The 17698-nt window shown below is 67.3% G+C and carries 18 protein-coding genes; 12 read left to right on the forward strand and 6 right to left on the reverse strand.

The window, feature by feature from the left end; translation table 11 throughout:
- Window positions 1-179: 179 nt before the first annotated feature.
- The 4 genes from OG716_RS14670 to OG716_RS14685 all read right to left on the reverse strand — a co-directional run bounded on the left by OG716_RS14670 (window position 180) and on the right by OG716_RS14685 (window position 3939).
- Window positions 180-1748 (reverse strand): molybdopterin-dependent oxidoreductase, encoded by a 1569-nt coding sequence (locus tag OG716_RS14670; RefSeq protein ID WP_405138179.1) that lies wholly within the window; start codon window positions 1746-1748, stop codon window positions 180-182.
- Between the two features lie 32 nt (window positions 1749-1780).
- Window positions 1781-2521, reverse strand: coding sequence for an RskA family anti-sigma factor (locus OG716_RS14675; protein WP_405138180.1), 741 nt, complete (start codon window positions 2519-2521; stop codon window positions 1781-1783).
- A complete protein-coding gene (locus OG716_RS14680; RefSeq protein ID WP_405138181.1) occupies window positions 2521-3180 on the reverse strand; it encodes a sigma-70 family RNA polymerase sigma factor in 660 nt (219 codons plus the stop codon). The genes OG716_RS14675 and OG716_RS14680 overlap by 1 nt, the downstream gene beginning before the upstream one ends.
- Window positions 3181-3300: 120 nt before the next feature.
- Window positions 3301-3939, reverse strand: coding sequence for a fasciclin domain-containing protein (locus OG716_RS14685; protein ID WP_405138182.1), 639 nt, complete (start codon window positions 3937-3939; stop codon window positions 3301-3303).
- Window positions 3940-4215: 276 nt separating this feature from the next.
- Here OG716_RS14685 and OG716_RS14690 point away from each other — a divergent pair, with 276 nt between their 5' ends.
- The 6 genes from OG716_RS14690 to OG716_RS14715 are packed head-to-tail and all read left to right on the forward strand — an operon-like array spanning window position 4216 to window position 9767.
- Window positions 4216-5526, forward strand: coding sequence for an NAD(P)/FAD-dependent oxidoreductase (locus OG716_RS14690; protein ID WP_405138183.1), 1311 nt, complete (start codon window positions 4216-4218; stop codon window positions 5524-5526).
- Window positions 5523-6317: a DUF1365 domain-containing protein gene (locus tag OG716_RS14695; protein WP_405138184.1), complete on the forward strand. Its 795-nt coding sequence runs from the start codon at window positions 5523-5525 to the stop codon at window positions 6315-6317. The genes OG716_RS14690 and OG716_RS14695 overlap by 4 nt, the downstream gene beginning before the upstream one ends.
- Window positions 6314-7585 carry a class I SAM-dependent methyltransferase gene (locus tag OG716_RS14700; RefSeq protein ID WP_405138185.1) on the forward strand — a complete coding sequence of 424 codons (1272 nt, stop codon included), beginning with the start codon at window positions 6314-6316 and terminating at the stop codon, window positions 7583-7585. The genes OG716_RS14695 and OG716_RS14700 overlap by 4 nt, the downstream gene beginning before the upstream one ends.
- Entirely contained in the window at window positions 7582-8364 is a 783-nt protein-coding gene (locus OG716_RS14705) for a DUF1295 domain-containing protein (protein WP_405138186.1), read from the forward strand. Before OG716_RS14700 ends, OG716_RS14705 begins: the two co-directional genes overlap by 4 nt.
- Before the next feature lie 10 nt (window positions 8365-8374).
- Window positions 8375-9031, forward strand: coding sequence for an ECF RNA polymerase sigma factor SigK (gene sigK / locus OG716_RS14710; protein ID WP_405138187.1), 657 nt, complete (start codon window positions 8375-8377; stop codon window positions 9029-9031).
- Window positions 9024-9767 (forward strand): anti-sigma factor domain-containing protein, encoded by a 744-nt coding sequence (locus OG716_RS14715; RefSeq protein WP_405138188.1) that lies wholly within the window; start codon window positions 9024-9026, stop codon window positions 9765-9767. Before sigK ends, OG716_RS14715 begins: the two co-directional genes overlap by 8 nt.
- On the opposite strand, the gene OG716_RS14720 is transcribed toward OG716_RS14715, so the two are convergent.
- Together OG716_RS14720 and OG716_RS14725 are read right to left on the reverse strand one after the other, a co-directional pair.
- Window positions 9761-10966 (reverse strand): NADH:flavin oxidoreductase, encoded by a 1206-nt coding sequence (locus tag OG716_RS14720; protein ID WP_405138189.1) that lies wholly within the window; start codon window positions 10964-10966, stop codon window positions 9761-9763. The two genes, OG716_RS14715 and OG716_RS14720, sit on opposite strands and share 7 nt — an antisense overlap.
- Window positions 10963-11541 (reverse strand): TetR/AcrR family transcriptional regulator, encoded by a 579-nt coding sequence (locus tag OG716_RS14725; protein WP_405138190.1) that lies wholly within the window; start codon window positions 11539-11541, stop codon window positions 10963-10965. The genes OG716_RS14720 and OG716_RS14725 overlap by 4 nt, the downstream gene beginning before the upstream one ends.
- A gap of 205 nt (window positions 11542-11746) precedes the next feature.
- Here OG716_RS14725 and OG716_RS14730 point away from each other — a divergent pair, with 205 nt between their 5' ends.
- From OG716_RS14730 to OG716_RS14755, 6 genes are all read left to right on the forward strand, one after another.
- Window positions 11747-13102 (forward strand): MFS transporter, encoded by a 1356-nt coding sequence (locus tag OG716_RS14730; RefSeq protein ID WP_405138191.1) that lies wholly within the window; start codon window positions 11747-11749, stop codon window positions 13100-13102.
- A 98-nt stretch (window positions 13103-13200) separates the two neighbouring features.
- Window positions 13201-13911 carry a GntR family transcriptional regulator gene (locus OG716_RS14735; RefSeq protein WP_355127494.1) on the forward strand — a complete coding sequence of 237 codons (711 nt, stop codon included), beginning with the start codon at window positions 13201-13203 and terminating at the stop codon, window positions 13909-13911.
- A gap of 138 nt (window positions 13912-14049) precedes the next feature.
- The gene (locus OG716_RS14740; RefSeq protein WP_355127495.1) at window positions 14050-14592 is read left to right on the forward strand and encodes a thiamine pyrophosphate-binding protein; all 543 of its coding nucleotides are present in this window, start codon (window positions 14050-14052) and stop codon (window positions 14590-14592) included.
- 2 nt (window positions 14593-14594) lie between these two features.
- Window positions 14595-15191, forward strand: coding sequence for a thiamine pyrophosphate-dependent enzyme (locus OG716_RS14745; protein ID WP_405138192.1), 597 nt, complete (start codon window positions 14595-14597; stop codon window positions 15189-15191).
- Window positions 15188-16567 (forward strand): aldehyde dehydrogenase family protein, encoded by a 1380-nt coding sequence (locus OG716_RS14750; RefSeq protein WP_405138193.1) that lies wholly within the window; start codon window positions 15188-15190, stop codon window positions 16565-16567. The genes OG716_RS14745 and OG716_RS14750 overlap by 4 nt, the downstream gene beginning before the upstream one ends.
- The gene (locus OG716_RS14755; RefSeq protein WP_405138194.1) at window positions 16564-17697 is read left to right on the forward strand and encodes a mandelate racemase/muconate lactonizing enzyme family protein; all 1134 of its coding nucleotides are present in this window, start codon (window positions 16564-16566) and stop codon (window positions 17695-17697) included. The genes OG716_RS14750 and OG716_RS14755 overlap by 4 nt, the downstream gene beginning before the upstream one ends.
- Window position 17698: the final 1 nt, after the last annotated feature.

Here is a 17698-nt window from a genome sequence, read left to right on the forward strand (position 1 = left end):
ACTCCCAGAGAGTTAATCGCACAGACCAGACGGACGGATTGGTTTTCGCCCGAAATACGTTGATAGGACCAGTCAATTCGGGCAAATAGGGCCGATTTATTCACTGCCGCAGCAACAATCGGGCCGGTCGCCACGGGCGGTCCGGCTCGATTAAAACGGAGATGCCTACGGAGCGGTCCTCATCGGACGCTGACCACCCGGTTGTGCCAGCCCGTGGACCCGCTCGGGAACGGCGGCGTGCGCTGTTCGGCCTGCAGCTGCCCGGTTCGGTCGGTAGCGCGCACACGGAGCGTATGGGTGCCCGGCACGGCCGTCCACTGCCAGGTCCACTGCCGCCAGGTGTCGATGGAGTACTCGGACGCGAGTGTCGCGGGCTGCCAGGGCTGATCATCCACCTGCACTTCGACACCCGCGATACCGCGCTGCTGCGCCCAGGCCACGCCCGCGACGGTCACCGCACCCGCCGGGACGGTCGCGAAGGCGGCGGGCACGTCGATGCGGGAGGCGGTCTTGATGGGCGCGCGAGCGGCCCAGCCGCGATCGGTCCAGTAGGCGCTGGCCCGGTCGAAACGGGTAACCTCCAGGTCCACTACCCATTTCGTGGCGGAGACGTATCCGTACAGGCCCGGAACGAGCAGTCGCGCGGGATATCCGTGCGCGATCGGCAGCGGCGCACCGTTCATGCCGATGGCGAGCAGCGCGTCACGGCCGTCGAGGACGGCGGACAGCGGTGTGCCGGCGGTGAATCCGTCGATGCTGCGGGACAGCAGCATATCGGCGTCGGCGTGCGCACCCGCGTCGGCGAGCAGATCGGCGAGCGGATAACCCAGCCAGCGCGCGGTTCCGGCGAGCTCACCGCCCACCTCATTGGATACACAGGTGAGCGTGAGAATCCGCTCCACCGCGGTATGGCGGCGCAGGCTGTCGAAATCCAATTCCACGGTGCGATCGGTCATTCCGTGAATCCGCAGCCGCCAGTCGCCGCTGGTGAGCGCGGGCAGCTGCAGAGCGGTATCGACCCGGTAGAACCGGTCGTCCGGGGTGATGAACGAGGTGAGGCCCGCGACCTGGGGCTGCGCGTCCGGTGGCACCGCGGGTGCGGATCGAAGCGGCTTCGGCACGAGGAAGCGAGCCCGGTCGGCGACCACATCCCGCAGATGCGCACCCAGCCAGCGAGCGGCCTCGACGGTGACCACCGCGAGCGCGCCGGCACTCACCGCGGATACCAGGAATCGGCGGCGCGTCATATCGGCGGGTTCGGGAGTGCGCAACGACGGTGTGCCCGCGATCAGCAGTCGCAGGGCCACGATTCCGGCGGCGATACCCGCCACGGTCGGCAGCACGAACCACACTGTCGCCGTCGGCCTTTGCAGCGCGGCGAACACGGTCACACCGCCCAATAGCACCAACAGCACGCTGCCCAGTGGCCGCCGACGCTCGACTATGCCCGCCAGCGCCGCGCCGAGCGCCATGACGACCGACATCGAAATGAACAGCGCCAGTTTGTCATTGCTGCCGAAACGGCGAATCGCCGCGTCCTTCAACGTATGCGGCGTGTGATCGACCATGGTCGCGCCGAGTACGAAGAAGGGCGAGGATGCCGGATCGATGAACACCGCGACGAGCTGGCCGACACCGAGCACCAGTGCCGCGGCGAGCAGGCCCGCCACCGCACCCCGCACCCAGCGCCGCCGCGTGATCAGTGAACTATGCTCGGGTGCAACAGAAGTACTACTCGGTGCGGACATCGCTTCGGCTCTCGTTCGGGGCCGAACGCCGCTCAGGTGACGAGATTGAGACTGGCGATCGGGGTGGTGGTGGGCAATGGTGAGCCGCCCGCCGGTTCGACGGTGACGGCCAGGGTGTCGACCGACCGGAAGGTGGTCACCACTGGACCACCCGACAGCGAGTCGACGACGGCGGCCGAGCGCGCCTCGCCGCCGAGCGGGACCAGCCACAGCTGATAGGCGCGAGCGGCGGGCGGCGGCAGAACGCGAAGGAAGCGGATCGAGACCGCCGAAAGTGTTGCGGAAGTGTGTATCTCGAGCTGACCACCGGTCGAGACCGGGACGATCCGGATCGACACATCGGATTGCCGATCGATCATCGCCGCGGTGAGGCCGGGGTGGTCGGTGCCTTGATACGCGACCAGACCGAGGCCCATGCCGATCGCCACCACGAGCACCGCCGCGGCGGTCAGCCACTGGAGTCTCGAAAATCTCGCGAGACCGCTGACTCGCCGCTGTCCGATGTCGTCCCGGGTGCCCTGCAGCACCCGATCGAGGGCGCGCATCAGCCGGTCCTCCACATGCTTCGGCGCCGGGTAGGCATCGACAATGCTGAGTTCCGCCATGCTCTCCCGCACCGCGGACACGGTCGCGTCGAACTCGGCCACGGTCACCCGATCGGCGCGGGTACGCCGCAGTTCGATATCGCCGCGTTCGTGATCGGTCACGGCGTCCATCGCATACGGATAGGCGAGTTCGAGCAGTTCCATATCCGGACGCTCGACAGTGCTCATCACAGGTCACCTCCTGTCAGACAGGCCGCCAGGCGTTTGAGGCCGTCGCGGATCCGGGTTTTCACGGTGGACACCGGGGTGCCCAGATGCTCGGCCACCTCCGAGTAGGTGCGGCCGCCGTAGTAGGACAATTCAATTGTTTCGCGCTGCAACGAGGTCAGAGTGCCGAGGCAGAGCACCACCGCGCGCTCCTCGAGCCGCTGCTCGACCGTCTCGGCCACCACATCGTGATCGCGGCCCAGATGCAGTTGGCCGTAGGCGAGATCGCGTCCGGCGGCGGAACTTTCTACTCGGATGCGATCAACGGTCCGCCGATGGGTGAGCATCATCAGCCACCCCATCGGACTCGACATCCGCTCGTCGTAGCGAGAGGCCAGGGACCACGCCTGCAGGTACACCTCCTGGGTGACCTCCTCCGCCGTCGCGCGATTGCGCGACATGCGTAGCGCGAGACCGAATACGCGATGGCTGGTCAGCCGGTACAGCTGCGTGAACGCGGCACGGTCACCCGCGCCCACCGCCGCCACCAGGGTGGCGAGGCGGCGGGCCAGGTCGTCGTCCCGCTCGTGTCCCCGCGTGGGACACGAAGGGCCGGACGACATTTCCCCGTCGAAGTCCCGAAACAGCGGGACAACCGTCGAATTCTCTTCCTCCGTCACGCGGGCACCTGCGGTATTCCTCCAGATCCAGCCGGGACGAACGGGATTCGTGGCTTCGACATCTGCCTCTCGCCTCCTGACGACGTGGTGGACGTGGGCGACCATGGTGCTCGTCCCCGCTCAGGCGGGCGGCATGAGGACGCTGTCGATCAGATAGACCGTCGCGTTCGCGGTCTTCACACCACCGCAGATGACCGATGCGCCACCGACTTTGATGTCGTCACCGCTGCGGGTGACCGTCACGTCGGCGCCCTCGACGGTCTTGTGGGTGCCGGCAATGCTGCCGGGCGCGATCTGCCCGGGCACCACGTGATAGGTGAGGATCTTGGTCAGCGTAGGCCCATCGGTCTTCAGCGAATCGACCGTGGCCGCGGGCACCTTGGCGAAGGCCGCGTCCACCGGAGCGAAGACGGTGAACTGCCCGCCGTCGAGGGTGTCGACCAGATTCACCTGCGGGTTGAGCTGGCCGGACACCGCCGAAACCAGCGTCTTCAGCAGCGGGTTGTTGGAGGCCGCGACGGCCACCGGATCCTGGGCCATACCGCTCACCGATCCGGCGCCGGTGGGCACCTGCTGCGCGTAGTCCTTACAGCCGGGACCGACCAGGTTCGCGGCGCTCGCCGCGCTGGTGGTCGCACCGGCCATCGAAGTGGTCGAGGCGCTGCCGGAGTCGGATTTATCGCTCGAACAGGCGGTGAGGCCCGCGGTGGTCGCGGCAAGGGCGACCGCCACGACAAGAGAACGCTGTATCAGCTTCATGAGGATTCGTTTCCTTCGGATTTGTTGGACTGCCCCCGCCGCCGGCCACCGGCCGAAGATCGGGGTGGGATTCGGTCGGCCGGTGACCTTCTACAGGCGGGGCGGCTCGAGCCCCGGTGTTCATCCGTATCCGATGACCACGTACTGGGTTTCGCCCCGGGCCGCCCGCCGGTTTGGTCGAATCGGAAATTTCTTCGAATCCGGCTGCTGACGGTCGCCGGCGAAACTCGTGCCGCCGCGGCCAAACCGGGCAGGGGGGCATGTCGAAATCGAGGTATGCACCCAAGACGGAATATCGCCGTGATCGGCAGCGGAGTAGCCGGGCTCACCGCGGCATATGTGCTGGCCAAGCACGATCGGGTGACCCTGTACGAGCGAGATTCCCGCCTCGGCGGACACGCGCACACCCATGAGGTGGAGTTCGCGCCCGGCCGGCGGGTCCGGGTCGACTCCGGATTTCTCGTGCACAACGACCGCACCTATCCGACCCTGCTGCGGCTGTTCGAGGAACTCGGGGTGCCGACCCGGGAGACCGATATGTCGATGTCGGTGCGTGCGGACGCCCTCGGCCTCCAATACGCCGGGGCGAAGGGGCTGGGCGGCCTGTTCCCGACCGCCCGCATGCTGGGCAAGCCCCGCTATCTGCGCATGCTCACCGAGATCCGGCGCTTCCACCGTGCGGCGCGCGAGTTACTGCGGCAGGACGGCTGCGAGCTCACCCTCGCGGAGTTCCTCCGGGAGCACCGATTCAGCCGGTATTTCACCGAATACTTCATGACGCCGCTGGTCGCTTCCGTGTGGTCCTGCGATCCGGACACCGCCACGAGGTATCCGGCCCAGTACCTGTTTCGCTTCCTCGACCACCACGGCATGCTCAGCGTGTACGACTCCCCCGCCTGGCGCACCGTCGTCGGCGGATCGGCGCGCTATGTGGAGAAGATCGCCGCGACGCTGGACGAGGTCCGCACCGGAACGCCGGTGCTCACGGTCGCCGAACGCGGGGACCATGTCCTGGTCGGCGATCGCTCGGGCGTGCGCCGCTTCGACGCCGCAGTCCTGGCCACCCATCCGCAGCAGGCCCTGGCCCTGCTCGCCGATCCGTCCCCGCTCACCGCCGCCGTGCTCGGCGCCATGCCGTACTCGCTCAATCCCGCTCAGCTGCATACCGATGAATCGCTGCTGCCGACGGCGCCGCGGGCGCGCGCGTCCTGGAACTATCTGGTGCCGAGGGACGCCGACAGTGCCGAGGGTGTTGTTGTCACCTATGACATCACCCGGCTGATGGGGCTCGACCATGTCACCGATCGCCGGTTCCTGGTCACCCTGGGCGGCGCGCATCTGGTGGATCCGGCGCATCTCATCGCCCAAATGACGTACGAGCACCCGATATACACGCCCGATTCGGTTGCCGCGCAGGCCCGGCTGCCCGAAATCGACACAGACCGGCTGACATTCGCCGGGGCCTATCACGGCTGGGGCTTCCACGAGGACGGTGCGCTGTCCGGGCTGCGCGCGGCCGAGCGGCTCGGCGGCTGGTGGCCGGTGCATCTGCGCGGAAAAGCGGCGGACGCGGTGGGGGCACGATGAGCACCGCTCGCGAGCCCGCGCTGTATCTCACGCGAATTCGGCACGTACGCAAGGACCCCGTACAGCACGAGTTCGAATATCGCGGTTACAGCTGGTTTTTCGACGTCGAGAACCCGCCGGTGCTGCCGATCCCATTGCGCCCCTTCGCCTCGTTCCACGCCGCCGATCACCTCGCGCCGACACGCGGTGAGATCGACGCACACGGCGATACGGGCGCGGCACGGCACAACGGCAAGCGCGACGACCTGCGCGGGCGGCTCGACGACTTCCTCGCCCGCCACGACGTGGACTGCGCGGACGGGCGCATCACCGCGCTGATGAACGCGCGGATGTTCGGCTACGTCTTCGATCCGCTGACCGTGTTCTGGTGCCACGACGCCGGCGGCGAATTGCGCTGTGTCATCGCCGAAGTGCACAACACCTACGGCGAACGGCACGCCTACCTGGTCCGGCCCGACGATCTCGGCCGCGCCGGCGTGGACAAGCGGTTCTATGTCTCGCCCTTCAATGACGTCGACGGGCGGTACCTGCTGCGACTACCCGAACCCGGCGATGAGCTGGCCCTGCGGATCACGCTGCTGCGCGACCGCCGGGCGCCGTTCACCGCCTCGGTGTCCGGCCACCGCGTGCCGGTGACACCGCGCACCGTATTGCGCGCCCAGTGGCGCGCCCCGCTCGCACCCTGGCTCATCGCGACCCGCATTCGCAGACATGGCATTTCGTTATGGGCGCGCGGACTGCCGATCACACCGCGGCCACTCACCGAATCTTCCCGAAGGACAGCACTGTGACCAGTTCCTGCCTCGACTCCACCACCGACGCCCTGCGACCACCGGTGCCCGGCGGGTTGCGCGCCCGGCTGCTGGGTGCGGGTGCGTCCGTACTCTTCCGGCGCGCGGTGGCCCGACTGCCGCTGCGGGTGGAACTGCCGGACGGGACGCTTCTCGGAACACATTCCGAGACCCATCCCCTGCCGCGCATGATCATTCGCGATCCGGCCGCATTCTTCGCCCGGGTCGGCACCCAGGGGCTCATCGGATTCGGCGAGTCCTATACGGCGGGCGAATGGACCGCGCCGGATCCGGCGGCCGTACTGCATGTGCTCGCGACCGAGCTCACCCGGCTGATTCCCCGTCCGCTGCAACGCTTCCGGGCCGCGCTGCCGACACCACCGGCCGGAGAACTCGGCACCACGGACAATGCCCGCACCAATATCGAGCACCATTACGATCTGTCCAACGAGCTGTTCCATCTCTTCCTCGACGACACGATGACGTACTCCGCCGCGCTGTTCGACGACGCCGAGCTCGCGGCCGGACCGGTGCCGTGGGAGCGCCTGGCGGCGGCCCAGCGCCACAAGATCGACCGGCTGCTGGACGCGGCCGGAGTGCGCGCCGGGAGCCGGATGCTCGAAATCGGCACGGGCTGGGGCGAATTGTGTGTGCGGGCCGCCGCGCGCGGAGCGCTCGTGCATTCGGTGACCCTGTCGGCGCGGCAGCAGGAGCTCGCACGGCTGCGCGTCGCGGCGGCGGGATACACGGAATCGGTCTGCGTCGAATTGCAGGACTACCGCGATGTGCGGGGTTCCTACGACGCCATCGTCTCGGTGGAGATGATCGAGGCCGTCGGATACCGCCACTGGCCCACCTACTTCGAATGCCTGGACCGGCTGCTCGCACCCGGCGGGCGAATTGCCCTGCAGGCCATCACCATGCCCCACGATCGCATGCTCGCCACCCGCACGACCTACACCTGGATTCAGAAGTACATCTTCCCCGGCGGCTTCCTGCCCTCGGCCGAGGCCATCGAGGACACTGCCGCACAGCACACTCGGCTGCGCGTGTGCGAGCAGCACGGATTCGGACCGCACTATGCGGAAACCCTGCGGCTGTGGCGGGAACGGTTCGACAGCCGCGCCACCGATATCGAATCACTCGGCTTCGACGCGCGGTTCCGGCGGCTGTGGCAGTTCTATCTCGCCTACTCCGAGGCCGGATTCCGCTCCCGCTATCTCGATGTGCGGCATTTCGTGCTGGACCGGCCCGAGGAGCAGCGATGACCATCGCACTACTGAGCCTGCTGGTACTCGCCGTCCTACAGGGCGTCACCTTCGTCATCGCCCGGCGCATCGGCAGGTACAACATCGTCGATGTGGTGTGGAGTCTCGGCTTCGTACTCGTCGCCCTTGTCGCGGCCCTGTTCGGCCACGGCGCTCTCGACCGCCGGCTGCTCTTGCTCGGGCTGGTCACCGTGTGGGGTCTGCGGCTCAGCTGGCATCTGCACCGCAAAACCGCAGGACACGGCGAGGACCCGCGCTACACCCAATTACTCGACCGGCACGGCCACGCGCCCGCAATTGCGCTACGCCGGATCTTCATTACCCAGGGCCTCTCGCAATGGGTGATATCGGCGCCCATTCAGGTATCGGCCACGGCTGGGCCGACCGCTGGTTTCGGGCGGTCCGTGGTGCTCGCGGGCATTCTCGTGTGGTTGCTCGGCTTCACCTTCGAAGCCGTTGGCGATCGGCAGCTGAAGCAGTTCCGGGCCGACCCCGCGAATCGGGGCACCGTCATGGATCGGGGGCTGTGGGCGTGGACCCGCCATCCGAACTACTTCGGTGATTTCGCGGTCTGGTGGGGTCTGTGGCTCATTGCCGCGAGCGCCTGGCCGGGGGTGCTCACGATCTTCGCTCCCCTGCTCATGTCCTATGTCCTGATCCAGGGCACCGGGGCACGACTGCTCGAACGGTATATGGGCCAACGTCCCGGGTATCGCGAATACCAGCAGCGTACGGCCTATTTCCTCCCATGGCCCCCACACCGCGCACGATCACACTAGGCTCGTACGAATGGCGGACCACCAGCGCTTCGAGTCGGTGCACACCGACGACGCCGAGCGTGAACCGGGACCGGCCTGTCCGGCTACCAGGCCAGCGGGCGGGGCGGACGTCGCATATCAGCTGGCCGAACTGCTGGCCGGTATCGCGGCGGGTGATCGCGCGGCCTTCACCCAGTTCTATCGATCCACCCACGACCGGGTATTCGGCCTGGCGCTGCGCGTGCTGCGCCGGGAGAACGCGGCCGAGGAGATCACCCAGGAGGTCTACCTCTACGTCTGGAACACCGCGGCGCAGTACGACGAGCGGCTGGCCAGCCCGATCGGCTGGCTGATGATGCTCACCCATCGGCGCGCTGTGGATCGGGTACGCACCGAAACCCGTTCCTACACCCGCGATATCGCGTACGGGCATCGCGAACTCGGCCGGGACCACGATGTCGTCGCGGAGGCCGTCGGCCAGCGCGCGGACGAGCGCGCGGTCGTCGACTGCCTCGGCGCCCTGACCGACACCCAGCGCGAGACTCTCGCGCTCGCCTACTACGGCGGGCGCACCTACCCCCAGGTGGCCGAGCATCTCGGCATACCGCTGTCGACCGTCAAGACGCGCATTCGCGACGGCCTCAAACGGCTGCAGAATTGTTTGACGGGAGCGGTGACCGATGTCTGAGAACCAGCACGCCGACCTGCTCGAGCTGGCGATCCCCTATGCTCTCGACGCACTCGCCGATACCGAGCGCGTCGAGGTCGAGGAACGATTGAGCCGCGCCGACGAATCCGTCGCGGCCGACTTCCGGGCCACGGTCCGGGATATCCGCGAAGCCATGGCCGCCATGACGGTCGTCGACGCCCGGCCCGCACCGCCCGAACTCGAGGCGGCACTGCAGCGCGCGCTCGACCAGCAGATCGCCGAATCCGATTCCGGTGCAGCACAGGTCACTCCACTGCGGGCGCGCCGGGCCGTGACGCTGCGCTGGATCGCGGCCGCCGCCGCGGTCATCGTCGCCATCGTCCTCGGCACGACCATTGCCGTGCACCGCAGCGGCACCACCGATTCCGGCGCGATCACCGCTTCGCAGGTGCTCACACATTCCGATACCCGCGCCGCGACCGAGGAACTCACCGGCGGCGGGACCGTCACCGTCAATGCCTCACGTGAACTGGATGCCGCCGCAGTATCTTTCGCAGCCGTTCCGGCGGCTCCGGCTGATCACACCTACCAGCTCTGGCTGCTGCCGCCGGGCGGGCAACCGAAGTCGGCCGGCATTGTCGCCAGTCTGCCGACCGACCGCGAACCCATGCTCATGCACCTCGAGCACGCTCAGGGCATCGCGGTCTCGGTCGAACCCGCGGGCGGCTCCGACCAGCCGACCACCACTCCCCTGGTCGCGGTGACAGTTCAGTAGCGGCGGTCGAGCGTGAGCTCGATCGGCTCGGGCGCGCGGTCCGGACGGTAGAGGCAGCGGGTTCCGGTGTAGATGGTGGGCATGCACTCATTGCAGTGCACGCAGGCCGAGCGGGTGTCCTCATCGGATCGGATGCGGTGCAACAGGTTCGGTTCGCGCAGCAGGGCACGACCCATGGCGACGAAGTCGAAGCCCTCGGCCATGGCGGTGCGCATGGTGTCCATATTCGTAATGCCGCCGAGCAGGATCAGCGGCATGGACAGTTCCCGGCGAAACTGACGAGCCCGCTCCAGCAGGAACGCCTCCCGGTACGGGTACTCCTTCAGGAAGGCGCGCCCCACCACCTTGAAGCCCCAGCGGGCCGGTCCCGGAAGGGCATTCGCGAAGGAGCGCCGGGGTACATCACCGTGGAAGAGCAGCATGGGATTGAGCAGTGAGCTGCCCGCGGTCAATTCCAGCGCGTCCAGGGCGCCGTCGTCCTCCAGCCACGCGGCCACCTGGAGCGATTCCGGGACGGTGAGCCCGCCGCGACGGCCGTCCTCCATATTGAGTTTGGCTGTCACCGCGATCCGGCTGCCTACGGCTTCCCTTACCGCACAGGCGATTTCCCGGGCCATGCGCGCACGGTTGGCGGTCGACCCGCCATAGTGATCCTTGCGCCGGTTGAGCAGCGGGCTCAGAAACGAGCTGACCAGATAGTTGTGCCCGAAGTGGATTTCCACCGCGTCGAATCCGGCCTCCACCGCCAGCCGGGCCGCATTCGCGTGCGCACCCACCAGCTCCTTGATCTCGTGCTCATCGGGGACCTTCATGGCGCGCATGCTCAGCGGGCTGAACAGCGGGCTGGGCGCGAGCGCCGGCACCCGATTGGACGCCGCATTGGCCACCGGCCCGGCATGGCCGAGCTGCGCGCTGACCGCGGCGCCCTCGGCGTGTACCGCATCGGTCAGCTTCCGCAGTCCCGCAACGGCTTCCGGGCGCATCCAGATCTGGTGCCGATCGGTGCGACCGCCCGGGGCCACGGCACAGTAGGCCACCGTGGTCATGCCCACGCCGCCGGCGGCCACCTCTCGATGGAAGTCGATCAGCTCATCGGTCACCAGGGCGTCCGGGGTGCGGCCTTCGAAGGTCGCGGCCTTGATCACCCTGTTGCGCAGGGTGACCGGGCCCAGCGTGGCCGGTGCGAATATCTCGTTCATGCTCGTTCTCCTACCGGCGCGGTCAACCCGGCCACCACAAAATCCCGCAGTGTCGCCAGGGCCCGCTCGGATATTCCGTGCTCATCGATCTCAGGGCTGCCGAAACGCATAATGATCAGGTCGAAGGCCAGGGCCCAGCGGCGGCGGCTCTCGCCGGCACTGAGCTCCGGCAGCAGTGCGGCCCAGGTGTCCATCCGGAACCACGGTCCCTGCCAGGACGTCAGTTGCCGGCTCAGTACGAAGCGGGCCAGCAGCCGAACATGCATGCGGCCCAGAGGATCTGAGACCAATTCGACGAACGGCCCCAGAATCGCGTCGACCACCGCGGGCACCGAATCCCGGCCCGCCGTCGCATCCGCCAGTCCGCTGACCCAGAGCGGGCCCAGCCGATCCTCGATGAGCGCGCCGACCAGGGCCTCCTTCGACCCGAAGTGATAGTGCACCGCAGCCGGATTCGCCCCGGCCGCCGCACAGATACCACGCACCGACACCTCGTCGTACGGCTCGACCAGCAACACCCGCTCGGCGGCGGCAAGCAACCGCTCCCGGGTTCCCGCCCCGACCTTCTCGACCATGCCAGCAGTGAATCACGTCTCAATCAGTATTTCAATCATTGATTGAAACCTCGTCCACACCATGAAATGAGCGTCGAAGGCGGCCCGCTGAACCGCTGATTTTCCCTCTTGTGGTCCCCGTCACAGCATGAGTAGCATGCTACTCACGCAATAGGGCATGCCACAACATTGGGTGGTGCGCCGTCTGGGTCCATGTGGAGGAAAAATGGACAGTGTCGGTCCTCGGTCCGAGGATTTACTACTGCGGGCGAGCGCCCTGCGGAAGGTGACGGTACGACTGGTCCCACTGCTGATGATCGGCTACATCGTCAGCTACATCGATCGAATCAATATCGGGTTCGCCAAGTTCGGCATGGACAAGGCCTTCGGGCTCAGCGCCACCCAGTACGGATTTGTGGCGGGCATCTTCTTCGTCGGCTACATCCTGGCCGAGGTGCCGAGCAATATCGTCATGACCAAGGTCGGGGCGCGGATGTGGCTGAGCCGAATCCTGGTGACCTGGGGGCTGATCGCGGCCGCGACCGCGTTCGCGCCGAATCTCGCGACGGTATGCGTACTGCGGTTTCTGCTCGGTGTGGCCGAGGCCGGGTTCTTCCCCGGCATCATCGTCTATCTCAGCCGCTGGTACCCCAATTCCGAACGCACCCGGGTGATTTCGACAGTCATGGTCGCCATTCCGGTGGCGAGCGTGATCGGCGGGCCACTCAACGGCTGGATTCTGGATACCTTCGACGGGACGCTGGGACTCTCAGGATGGCGCTGGGTGTTCATGGTCGGCGGCGTGCCCGCGATCGTGCTGGGTGCGGTGTTCTTCTTCGTGCTCACCGAAACGCCCGCCGTGGCGCGCTGGCTGACCGACGGCGAAAAGGCCGCGCTCGCCGCCATTCTGGAGGCCGAGGACGCGGAACGGTCGACCGCCGCACCCGCCGGGCACCGCGCCGCGCTGCGGGACAAGCGGGTGATCGCCCTGTGCGCGGCCTACTTCCTGCTGCTGTGCGGGGCGTATCCGCTCACCTACTGGATGCCGTCGGTGATCAAGCAGGCCGGGCACGGACTGAGCAGCTTTCAGATCGGCTGGCTTTCGGCCGTGCCGTTCCTGCTGGCCGCGATCTGCATGTACCTCACCGGCCGCAGGGTCCGGGGCACGGCGTCGTCCAGGCCGGTATTGATCGCCCTCGCCGTATCGGTGGCCGCCTTTCTGCTGACGGCGGTCGAACTGCACACGGCGGCAATTGCTTTCGCCGCTATCGCAGTGGCCACCATGGCGGCCCAAACCGCGAAACCACTGTTCTGGTCGGTGCCGACCGGCTACCTCGCGGGGGTCGGCGCGGCCAGCGGCATCGCCCTGATCAATTCCCTCGGCAATGCGGCCGGGTTTGTCAGCCCGTACGCCTTCGGCTGGATTCAGGACGCCTCACACGGTGACACCTCACTGTCGATGGGCGTCATGATCTTCGCCAATATCGCCGCCTTCGCGGTGCTGGCCGGACTGGCGGCCCGCGGACGGCGGGCGCCCGTGGTGATAGCCGGGCCCGAACCCGCATCCGGCGTGGGCACGTAGGCGTTCCCGCGGGCAACGATTAGGCTGGGCAATCGCCCGTGGCAACCTGCCGCGGGCGAATTGCCGTTGTTCGCCCCGGTTCCCCCTGAAGAGGTCTCGTGTCGCAGGATGTGCCAGCAGACAGCAAGTCCGAGCGGATCGCCGAAGAGATTCGCGATGCGATCCGGCAGGGCCGGCTGGAACGCGGCGTGCTCTATTCCTCGCGCGAGCTCGGCGAAATGTTCGGCGCCTCACGCACTCCCGTCCGCGAGGCCCTGCTGAAGCTGGCCGATCTGGGCCTGGTGCGGATCGAGCGCAATCGCGGCGCGCGCGTGGTCGGCCAGGACGGGCGCGGCATTGTGGACCTGTGCAGCATGCGCATCCTGCTGGAGCCGCCCGCGTGCCGCAGCGCCGCCGCGGTGATGACCAGTCGTGACGATGCGGCCATGCTCACCGAGTACCGCATCATGGAGCAGCTGGCCGACGGCGGCGCCGAATACTTCGCCGCCGATGAGCGATTGCACGATCTCATTCTGCAGGCCAGCGGAAATCAGCGGCTGGTCAAGGCCGTTCGCGAACTGCGCCAGACGCTGAGCCTGGACGGACGCCACAGTGTGCCGCAGTATCAGCCGGTCGAGGTCGCGCTGCACGATCACAAGGAGATCGTCGACGCCCTGCTCGCGCGTGATGGTGTCGCGGCCGAGCGTGCCATGCGCCGGCATCTGGTGCGCTCCGGTGATCTGCTGGTCGCGCACAGTACCGGCAATGAGCGCGGGCTGGTCGCCGAATGGCGGCGCTGGGTCGCGATTTCCGCGCTCGAAGGCGAGTAGGGCACCCCCGCACGCACTCTCGAGTCACCTTTCCGAATCTTTGCCGCCAAACTGTTGCATGCTACTCATGACTATTAGTATGTTGCAGTGGTCTAGTGAACCATCACTCGGCAGTCAGGTCCGGTGAAAGGACATGCTGTGGACCCAACTTCGTATGCGGCGTCGATCGCCCGGGGCATCTGGTCGGCGGGGGTCGATCTGGTCGGATACGTCCCGTCCGTGAGCGTCGCGCCCGTCATTTCCGCCCTCGTGGCATCCAGTGGCGGCGCGGACGGCCGCTCGCGGACCGTCTTCCCGCTGTCCCGGGAGGAGGAAGCCGCCGGGGTGCTCGGCGCGCTGCCGCTGGCCGGGAAGCTCGGTGCGATCGTCATGCAGGACAACGGATTCGGCAATGCGCTGACCGCGCTCACCACCTTCAACACGGCCTATCACCTGCCGCTGCTGATCGTGGCCAATACCCGCGGCGGGCTCGGCGAATACAACTCGATGATCCACACCTTCAGCCAGTACGCACCCGGCATGCTGCGGCAGATCGGGCTGCCGGTCTTCGAAATCGACCGGCGCAGTGCGGCATCCGATTGGGAGTCGGTCGTGACCGAGGCGGGTGTGCACGCGCGCATGACCTTCCGGCCGGTCGTCGTACTGACCCACTTCTGGAATACCGACGGAAAGGCGGCCTGACCGTGCTGCGTATCGAAGCGCTCCGGGTGATCGCCGACTGCACGGCCGAACTGCCGGTGGTGGTCACCTGCGCGGCCTCCAGCCGGGAACTCGCCGCGGTGGCCGATCGGCCCAATCATCTGTATCTGCTCGATTCCATGGGGCTGGCCATCTCGGCCGCCACCGGCATCGCCCTGGGCATAACGGACACGCCGGTGCCGAAGGTGGTGGCCATCGAGGGCGACGGCTCCCTGCTGATGAACCCCAATGTGCTTCCCACCGGAGGATTTCTGCGCCCCGCCAAGCTGGTGACGGTGCTGCTGGACAATGCCGTCTACGGCGCGACCGCGAACCTGCCGACCTACGCCGACACCATCGACCTGGGACTGGTCGCCGAGGCCACCGGCTGGACCGTGCACCGCGCCGCCGACGCTCTCGAACTGCGCGCCGCGCTCGTCACCGCGCTGGATTCGCCCGGTCCGGTACTGGTGCACACCCATATCGAGGTCGGCAATGCGACGAATGTGCCCAAGCTGCTGGAGGATCCGGTGATCATCGGCCGCAGATTCCAGGACTGGCTGCGCGCCCGTATCGCCGCACCGGCGGAGGCATTGCTGTGATCACCACCGCCGACCCCCGCAGCGGGAAGACCCTCGCCACCTACCGGTTCAGCAGTGATCGCGAGGTGGGCCGGCTGCTGCGCCGGGCGCAGACGGCGGTCCGCAATCACGCCGATATCCCGGTGTCCCAGCGCGTCTTGGGTTTTCGCGCCCTGGCGGAGCTGATGCGCACGCGGCGTCCGGAACTGGCGCTGCTGATCACCACCGAAATGGGCAAGCCGATCACGCAGTCCGGCGCCGAGATCGACAAATGTGTGACGACCTGTGAGTACTACGCCGACCGCATGCCGGAGATGCTGGCCCCGCACCGGATCGACGTGCTGCCCGATGCCGGAACGGTCCGATTGCGGCCGCTGGGCGTCATTCTGGCGATCATGCCGTGGAATTACCCCTTCTGGCAGGTGATACGGGCCATGCTGCCCGCCGTCGCGGTCGGCAACGCCATTGTGCTCAAGCACGCCGACAATGTCACCGGGTGCGCCCGTGCGGTGCAATCGCTGTTCGACGAGGTGTTCGGGGCCGGAATCCTCAGCAGCGTGGTGCTGCCGACCCATCGGGTGGCGCCGCTCATCGACGATCCGGCGATCGCGGGCGTGGCATTCACCGGCAGTAATCGCATCGGTGCGCTGGTCGCCGCGCGCGCCGGGCGCGCGGTCAAGAAGTCGGTGCTCGAGCTGGGCGGTTCCGATCCGCTCATCGTGCTGCGGGATGCCGATGTGCCCGCCGCAGCCGCCGCCGCGGTGCGTTCGCGGTACCTCAATGCGGGGCAGAGCTGTATCGCGGCCAAGCGAATCATTGTGGAGCGCACTGTCTTCCCGGAATTCGTCGAAGCCATGGTGAGCGGGCTCGACGAGCTGGTGTACGACGATCCGAGATCGGCGGAGACCGAGGTCGGGCCGATGGCGCGCGTCGATCTGCGTGATGAGCTGCGCCGGCAACTGGAGGCGACGCTCGCCGGTGGGGCACAGGTGCTGTTCGGCGGCAAGCCCGATGAGCGGCCCGGAGCGTGGTTCCCGCCGACCCTGGTACAGGTACCCGATACCTCCGCTGTCGCCTTTCGCGAGGAGACCTTCGGACCTCTGGGTGCGGTCCTGCCCGTCGACTCACCGGCGGAGGCGCTGACTGCCGCCGCGAGTTCCGTGTACGGACTGAGCTGTTCGATCTGGGGCGCCGACCGCAGTGTCATCGACTATCTGGCCGACGGCATCGACGCCGGATCGATCTTCATCAACCGAATCTCCGAATCCGATCCCCGCCTGCCCGTCGGCGGCGTCAAGGCCAGCGGTTACGGCCGCGAGCTGGGGCGCTACGGACTCGCCGAATTCGCCAATATCCAGGCGGTCCGCACCGCCGAGACCTCCAGGAGCAACCGATGACGATTGCCGGTATCCGCACCCGCGCGGTGGGCGTGCCCGTCGAAAGGCCGACCCGAATGTCCAATCGCGACTTGAACTTCCGTCACTATCTGCTGGTCGAGGTCACCACCACGGACGGCGCGACGGGCGTCGGTTACACCTATGCCGGGACCGGATCGGGACTGCTGGCCAAGTCCGCGGTCGATGATCTGCTCGCGCGGGTGTATATCGGCGACGATCCCAATGATGTAGTGGGACTGTGGGATCGAGCCTATCAGGAGACCCTGCTCGAAGGGCGGCGCGGCACCGTCCTGCGCGCACTCTCGGCGATCGATATCGCGCTGTGGGATCTACGCGCCAAACAGGCCGGGCTGCCACTGGTGAATCTGCTCGGCGGGTCGACCACCGCACTGCCCGCCTACGCCTCCGGCGGGTACTACCGCCCGGATGACGGCGAGTGGACCGAAGCGGTGGTGCGGGAGATCGAATTCAATGTCTCGCAAGGCTTCACCGATCACAAGATCAAGGTCGGCGGGCTGCCGGTAGCCGAGGATGCCCGCCGGGTCGCGGCCGCGATCGCGGCCATCGGGGATACCGGCCGACTGGCCCTGGATGCCAACAACGGCTACCGCTCGGTTCACGAAGCCCGCACCGCCATAGCGGCTTTCGAGCGTGCCGCCGGGGACACTCCGCTGTGGTGGTTCGAGGAGCCGCTGTCCCCCGAGGCGATCTCCGGTCACGCCGAACTGTCCCGCACCGTGCGCACGCCGATAGCCACCGGCGAAATCCACCAAACCCGCTGGGAATTCCGGCCTCTCATCGAAGCGGGGATTCCGATTCTGCAGTGTGATGCGGCGGTGGCCGGTGGTGTCACCGAATGGCAGCGCATCGCCCATGCGGCCGACGCCTTCGGACTGCAGATGGCCCCGCACTGGCACCACAATCTGCACGCGCACCTGTGCGGCGCGGTCTCCAACACCCTGGTCGTGGAGTACTTCGCCCTGGAGAAGGGCATTTACAACTTCGAAGCCCTGCTCACCCCCGAATCGCGTCTCCGGTACGGCGGCAATCAGATCTTCATTCCCGAACGCCCCGGCCTGGGCATCGAATTCGACGAGGAGACAGTGCGCAAGTACGAACTGATGGACTGAT

It is taken from the genome of Nocardia sp. NBC_01388 (assembly GCF_045040085.1).
GTDB lineage: Bacteria > Actinomycetota > Actinomycetes > Mycobacteriales > Mycobacteriaceae > Nocardia.

Bases quoted from the DNA above. Each gene is read 5' to 3' on its own strand.
- OG716_RS14690 (WP_405138183.1), top strand. From the start codon at position 4,216: ATGCACCCAAGACGGAATATCGCCGTGATCGGCAGCGGAGTAGCCGGG.
- OG716_RS14720 (WP_405138189.1), bottom strand. From the start codon at position 10,966: ATGAACGAGATATTCGCACCGGCCACGCTGGGCCCGGTCACCCTGCGC.
- OG716_RS14675 (WP_405138180.1), bottom strand. From the start codon at position 2,521: ATGAGCACTGTCGAGCGTCCGGATATGGAACTGCTCGAACTCGCCTAT.
- OG716_RS14685 (WP_405138182.1), bottom strand. From the start codon at position 3,939: ATGAAGCTGATACAGCGTTCTCTTGTCGTGGCGGTCGCCCTTGCCGCG.
- OG716_RS14670 (WP_405138179.1), bottom strand. From the start codon at position 1,748: ATGTCCGCACCGAGTAGTACTTCTGTTGCACCCGAGCATAGTTCACTG.
- OG716_RS14730 (WP_405138191.1), top strand. From the start codon at position 11,747: ATGGACAGTGTCGGTCCTCGGTCCGAGGATTTACTACTGCGGGCGAGC.
- sigK (WP_405138187.1), top strand. From the start codon at position 8,375: ATGGCGGACCACCAGCGCTTCGAGTCGGTGCACACCGACGACGCCGAG.
- OG716_RS14695 (WP_405138184.1), top strand. From the start codon at position 5,523: ATGAGCACCGCTCGCGAGCCCGCGCTGTATCTCACGCGAATTCGGCAC.
- OG716_RS14725 (WP_405138190.1), bottom strand. From the start codon at position 11,541: ATGGTCGAGAAGGTCGGGGCGGGAACCCGGGAGCGGTTGCTTGCCGCC.
- OG716_RS14755 (WP_405138194.1), top strand. From the start codon at position 16,564: ATGACGATTGCCGGTATCCGCACCCGCGCGGTGGGCGTGCCCGTCGAA.
- OG716_RS14715 (WP_405138188.1), top strand. From the start codon at position 9,024: ATGTCTGAGAACCAGCACGCCGACCTGCTCGAGCTGGCGATCCCCTAT.
- OG716_RS14705 (WP_405138186.1), top strand. From the start codon at position 7,582: ATGACCATCGCACTACTGAGCCTGCTGGTACTCGCCGTCCTACAGGGC.